Here is a 6,151-nt window from a genome sequence, read left to right on the forward strand (position 1 = left end):
TTGACATACATGGTCGGGTAGGGGCCACGCAGGAACGGCGCAATCCCCGGATAGGTCTCGAGGAAATCGAGCCCGGCGAGGTCAGCCCCGCCATAGGCTGATTTCACCAGAATGCCCTCGGGCGTCAGCCACGGCTCGGCGCTGCCTGACGGTGCGGAGGTTGCCGTCCGCTCGAAGGCGACGTCGGCGAAATTGGGAATGCGGGTCATGTCACGTCCATCCGTCGATACGCATCGTCCAGCGTGGCAAGCGCATCGCCGCTGGCGAAGACAAAACCCGCGACACCGGCGGCCCGCAGCGCCGCCTCTGCATCGGTCGGACGGCCTGCCAGATAGACCGCTCGCGCACTCGCGGTTTGCAGGGCCTTCGCCGCAGCTTGAGCCTGACCAGCGTAGACCTTGTCGCTGGAACAAAGGCAGGCGAGCTCCGCGCCGGACGCCTTGAAGGCGTCGGCCAGCTTGGCCGGATCGACAAAGCCCTCGCTGTCGACGGCCGGAATGCCGCCGGCCTCGAAAAAGCTTTTGGCAAAGGTCGCGCGCGCCATGAAATCGACGGGCGTCCCGAGATTGGCCAAAAACACCTTTGGCCGGTTGCCGTCCGCCATCAGCTTCGTATCCGATTTATCGCGCAGCTGCTCGAACGATACGGCCAGACGTATCGGCGATAGGGAAGCGAACCTGAACTTCTCCGCGCCGTAGGGGGCCAGCGTGATCGGCTTAGCCTCCAGCACCTTGACGTCGGCCTCATGCAGGTTCGGAAACTCGCTCACGCCGGTCAGCACGTCGCGCCGCCTTGCAATATTGGCCTCACGCGCCTTGCGCGTCGCCGCGACCTTGCCCTGAATTAATCCCTGTTGGAGCGCTGCGAACGCGCCGCCCGCCTTCTCCGTCTCCTGGAACAGTGCCCAGGCAGCGTCACAGAGCTCTGACGTCAGCGCCTCGATGCCCCCCGCGCCGGCCGCGGGATCAGAGACCTTGGCGAGATTGCTCTCCTCGAGCAGCAGAAGCTGCGTGTTGCGCGCCACGCGGCGCGCGAACCGATCGGGCAATCCGAGCGCCAGCGTGTGCGGCAGCACGGTGATCGCGTTGGCCCCGGCAAGCCCGGCGGCGAATGTCGCCATGGTGGCGCGCAGCATGTTCACGTAGGGGTCGCGCTGGGTCAGCATGCGCCAGGCGGTGTCGGCGGCGATGAACAGCGGCTTGGGCGTGAGGCCGCAAGCCTGCTCGATGCGCGCCCACAGCAGCCGCAGCGCGCGGAATTTCGCCATGGTCAGGAACTGGTCGGCGTCCGCGGAGAGCCGCGCATAAACCATGGCCTGCGCCTGCTCGAGCGGAACGCCGGCTTCTTCGATGGCGCGCAGATTGGCGACGCCGCAGGCGAGCACGAAGGCGAGCTCCTGCACCTCCGAGCCGCCGGCATCATGGATCACGCGTCCATCCGCCGAAGCAAACGGCCCCTTGAAGCCGAGCCCAGCCAGCCCCTTGATCCCGCTCGTCACGGCGACCTTGATCTCGTCCCACGTGTATGGGCTGTGGCCCCACACCGCGCCGGCCGCGAGCGGATCGAGGCCGAAGCGGATGTTGCAAGCCGCCGGATCGATGCCCATCGTCTTGACGTACTCCGCGACGTGGATCGCGGCCATCCGCGATTGCGGGCCGACCTGCAGCTCGATGGCAATGCCGGCATCGACATGGACATCCTTCAATACCTTCGCGACCGCATCGGCGGAAGGCTCAAGACCGAACCCGTGAGCGCCGCTGCCGGCCGCGAACACCAACGCAAGCCCCGTTGCGCCATTCTCGAGATCGGTCAGCGCCTGCGCATTCGCGAGTGCCACATCGGGATGATCGATCCGCTGCATGATCTGCCACGGTGCGGCTGGCGGCCGCCCCACCACGGGCGCAGTATCCTTGGCGCGCTGATAAAGCGGCTCGATCTTCAGGCCGTCATAGGTCTTGCCGACCAGCTTCTCGAATGGCGCACCCTTCAGCACGCCGTCGACCAGCTTACGCCAATCCGCAAGCTGCCCCTCGGGAAGCTCAGCAGCCTGCGGCACGTCATCCCGCGTCACGTTCTCACCCTCCTCACACATCGGCGCATATTGCAAGTCGCATCTCCACGGCAGCAATTGACCATCGGAACAACGACCTATCGTTCGCCCTTCCAGGAGCCCAGGATCTCTGCAAGCGACAGTTCTTCCGGCTCGCGAGCCATTGAGGGGGTTCTTGAGAACCGCGGCGCAGGAGCAGGCTGGAGGACACCGTGGCGAGTAAGGAAGACTTCACGGGACACCATGTGCTCGTGTCGCGATGCTTCCGTCATCGTCAAGACTGGAGCGAAACATACGTCGCTGCCTTCCATGACCTTGCACCATTCTTCGCGGGTCTTGCTCTTGAAAACTGCCGCAAGCTTTTGTTTCAGCTTTGGCCAAGCTCGGGGATCCATTTGAGCGTCGAACTCCGCGTCATGCAGGGCCGCCTGCTGCCGCAAAATCGCGTAGAATTGCGGCTCGATGGACCCGATCGAGATGAAATTGCCGCACGCGCATTCGAAGACACCGTAGAAATGAGCGCCGCCATCCAGCATATTTTTCTCGCGGCCTTCGACCCAATTCCCCGTAGCTTTCATGTCGAAAAACATGGTCATCAACGAGGCTGCTCCGTCACACATTGCAGCATCAACCACTTGTCCTTTGCCTGACTTCTTCGCCTCAATCACGGCGGCAAGGACTCCAACGACAAGGTAGAGCGCGCCTCCACCGAAATCACCGACCAGATTAAGCGGGGGGATCGGCCTTTCGCGTGGACCGATCGCAGCGAGCGCGCCTGTGATCGAGATATAGTTGATGTCGTGACCGGCGGCGTTGGCCAGAGGCCCATGCTGGCCCCAACCGGTCATTCGTCCGTACACAAGTCGAGGATTGCGGCCAAGAATCACGTCGGGCCCGAGCCCTACACGCTCCATCACACCCGGACGGAAACCTTCGATGAGAACGTCGGCCATACTGAGAAGCGCGATTATCTCGTCCCTGCTTTTTTCATTCTTCAGGTCGACATGGACCCACTTGCGCCCCCGTGAGGCAACTCCCTTCAGGTTCCGGGGAACACCCACACGGTCGAGCGTCACAACCTCCGCACCCATGTCTGCCAACATCATGCACGCGAAAGGGCCGGGACCGATGCCTGCGAATTCTACGACACGAACTCCAGCAAGCGGGCCGTTGGCTCCAGTCGTATTCGAGCCTGAAATAGCTACCATGTTGGATCCCCCATCAGGCAATTTGTGACCGCCGGCTAATCGCCTGGTGAACGCGACTATCCGAACTCCAGGATCAGCGCGTCGACCGCGAGCGTCGCGCCGGCACTGGCGTGGATCTTCTTCACGGTGCCGTCCTGCTCGGCGCGCAGCACGTTCTGCATTTTCATGGCTTCGACCACCGCCAGCGTCTCGCCGGCCTTGACCTCCTGGCCTTCGGTCACCGCGATGGAGACGATGAGACCGGGCATCGGACACAGCAGCTTCTTGCCGGTGTCGGAGGCTGCCGTCACCGGCATCAGCCGCGTGGAAGCTGCTTCCGCCTCGGTCCAGACATAGACCGGCACCTCGACGCCCTGATGCGCGAGGCGGATGCCGTTTGCGATCGGGCGCGCCTGCACCGCGATGAAATGGCCGTCGATGGCGCCCTGCCAGACCGGATCGCCCGGCTTCCATGGCGATTGCAGCAGATACGCGTTGCCGGCCTTTCCGTCAGCATCGACGAAGCGCACCGCGATGGCATCGCCCTCGCGGGCGACCTCGAGCAGGATCTCCTGGCGATTGAGCCACACCGCGCGGCGGCGCTCGCGCTGCACGATGCGGCCGCCAAGCTGACCCGAGATCTGCCGCTTGCGCTCACCGAGCACATGATCGATGGCGGCGCCGACCGCGGCGATCCGCCGTGCGACCTCGCCTTCGGGCACGCGCACCGCAAATCCCTTGGGGAATTCCTCGGCGATGAAGCCGGTCGAGAGCCGGCCCTCGCGCCAGCGCGGATGATGCATCAGCGCCGACAGGAACGGGATGTTGTGGCGGATGCCGTCGACATAGAACGAATCCAGCGCAGTCGCCTGCGCCTCGATGGCAGCGGCGCGCGACGGCGCGTGGGTCACAAGCTTGGCGATCATCGGATCGTAATGGATCGAGATCTCGCCGCCCTCCTGCACGCCGGTGTCGTTGCGGATGGTGATGCCATCCTTGCTTGCTTCCGCTGGCGGGCGATACTTCACCAGACGCCCGATCGAGGGCAGGAAGTTGCGGAACGGATCTTCGGCGTAGAGCCGCGATTCCACCGCCCAGCCGGTCAGCGTAACGTCCTTCTGCGCGAGCTTGAGCTTCTCGCCGGCGGCGACGCGGATCATCTGCTCGACGAGATCGACGCCGGTGACGAGCTCGGTGACGGGATGCTCGACCTGGAGGCGCGTGTTCATCTCCAGGAAGTAGAAGCTCTTGTCCTGGCCGGCGACGAATTCGACGGTGCCGGCGGAATCATAGTTCACGGCTTTCGCCAGCGCGACGGCCTGCTCACCCATCTTGCGGCGGGTGGCTTCATCGAGCAGCGGCGACGGCGCTTCCTCGATGACCTTCTGGTTGCGGCGCTGGATCGAGCATTCGCGCTCGCCGAGATAGATCACGTTGCCGTGCTTGTCGCCCAGCACCTGGATCTCGATGTGGCGGGGATCGACGATGAATTTTTCGACGAAGACGCGATCGTCACCGAACGAGGCCTTGGCCTCGGCCTTGGCGAGGTTGAAACCTTCGGCGACCTCGGCTCTGGAATGCGCGATGCGCATGCCCTTGCCGCCACCGCCGGCCGACGCCTTGATCATGACGGGATAGCCGATCTCGTCGGCGATCTTGACCGCGTGCTTGTCGTCCTCGATGACGCCCAGATAGCCCGGCACGGTCGAGACCTTGGCCTTCGCGGCCGCCTTCTTGGATTCGATCTTGTCGCCCATCGCGGCGATCGCGCCCGGGTTCGGGCCGATGAAGACGATGCCGGCGGCTTCCAGCGCGCGCGGGAAGGCCTCGCGCTCGGACAGGAAACCGTAGCCGGGGTGGACAGCCTCGGCGCCCGTCTTGCGGCAAGCCTCGACGATCTTCTCGATCACCAAATAGCTCTCGGCCGCGGCGGGCGGGCCGATCAGCACGGCCTCGTCGGCCATCTCGACATGGAGGGCGTCGCGGTCGGCCTCGGAATAGACGGCAACCGTCTGAATTCCCATGCGGCGCGCAGTCTTGATGACCCGGCAGGCGATTTCGCCGCGATTGGCGATAAGGATTTTCTTGAACATGATCACAGAGGCAAGTTGTCGTGCTTCTTCGCGGGCATTTCCGTCTTCTTGTCCTTCAGCATCGCCAGCGCCCGCGCGATCCGCTTGCGCGTCGAGTGCGGCATGATGACGTCGTCGATGTAGCCGCGCTCGGCCGCTATGAACGGCGACAGGAAGCGGTCCTCGTATTCCTTGGTGCGGGCGGCGATCTTGTCGGGGTCGCCGATGTCGCTGCGGAAGATGATTTCCACCGCGCCCTTGGCGCCCATCACCGCGATCTGGGCGGTCGGCCAGGCGTAGTTCATGTCGGCGCCGATTTCCTTCGACGCCATGACGTCAAAGGCGCCGCCATAGGCCTTTCGGGTGATGATCGTCACCAGCGGAACGGTACACTGCGAGTAGGCGAACAGCAGCTTTGCGCCGTGCTTGATCAGACCGCCATATTCCTGCGCGGTGCCGGGCAGGAAGCCCGGCACGTCGACGAAGGTGACGATGGGGATATTGAAGGCATCGCAGAAGCGGACGAAACGCGCGGCTTTCCGTGAGGCGTCGCTGTCGAGCACGCCCGCCAGCACCATCGGCTGGTTGGCGACGAAGCCGACGGTGCGGCCGGCGATGCGGCCAAAGCCCGTGACGATGTTCTTGGCGAAGGCTTCCGCGATCTCGAAGAAGTCGCCCTCGTCCACGACCTTCAGGATCAGCTCCTTCATGTCGTAGGGCTTGTTCGGATTGTCGGGGATCAGCGTGTCCAAGGACATGTCGATGCGGGCGGTGTCGTCGAAGCTCGGCCATTCCGGCACGCCGTCGGTGTTGTTGGACGGCAGGAAGTCGATCAGGCGACG

General features: G+C 64.1%; 5 protein-coding genes. All 5 read right to left on the minus strand.

The genetic code is table 11. The features are described from left to right. Positions 1-209 (minus strand): methylmalonyl-CoA mutase family protein (locus tag JQ587_RS36500; protein WP_212428593.1); only part of this gene is annotated, 209 nt, incomplete at its 3' end. Next, positions 206-2,071: a methylmalonyl-CoA mutase family protein gene (locus tag JQ587_RS36505; protein ID WP_349629562.1), complete on the minus strand. Its 1,866-nt coding sequence runs from the start codon at positions 2,069-2,071 to the stop codon at positions 206-208. The genes JQ587_RS36505 and JQ587_RS36500, both read right to left, overlap by 4 nt. A gap of 77 nt (positions 2,072-2,148) precedes the next feature. Further along, on the minus strand, positions 2,149-3,258 hold the full coding sequence (locus JQ587_RS36510) for a CaiB/BaiF CoA transferase family protein (RefSeq protein ID WP_212428594.1): 1,110 nt from the start codon (positions 3,256-3,258) through the stop codon (positions 2,149-2,151). A 56-nt stretch (positions 3,259-3,314) separates the two neighbouring features. Then, positions 3,315-5,330: an acetyl-CoA carboxylase biotin carboxylase subunit gene (locus JQ587_RS36515; protein ID WP_212428595.1), complete on the minus strand. Its 2,016-nt coding sequence runs from the start codon at positions 5,328-5,330 to the stop codon at positions 3,315-3,317. Between the two features lie 2 nt (positions 5,331-5,332). Beyond that, positions 5,333-6,151, minus strand: an 819-nt coding sequence (locus JQ587_RS36520) for an acyl-CoA carboxylase subunit beta (RefSeq protein ID WP_283815715.1), incomplete at its 5' end; no start/stop codon positions are given.

It is taken from the genome of Bradyrhizobium manausense (assembly GCF_018130615.1).
In the GTDB taxonomy this organism is placed as follows: Bacteria; Pseudomonadota; Alphaproteobacteria; order Rhizobiales; family Xanthobacteraceae; genus Bradyrhizobium; species Bradyrhizobium manausense_A.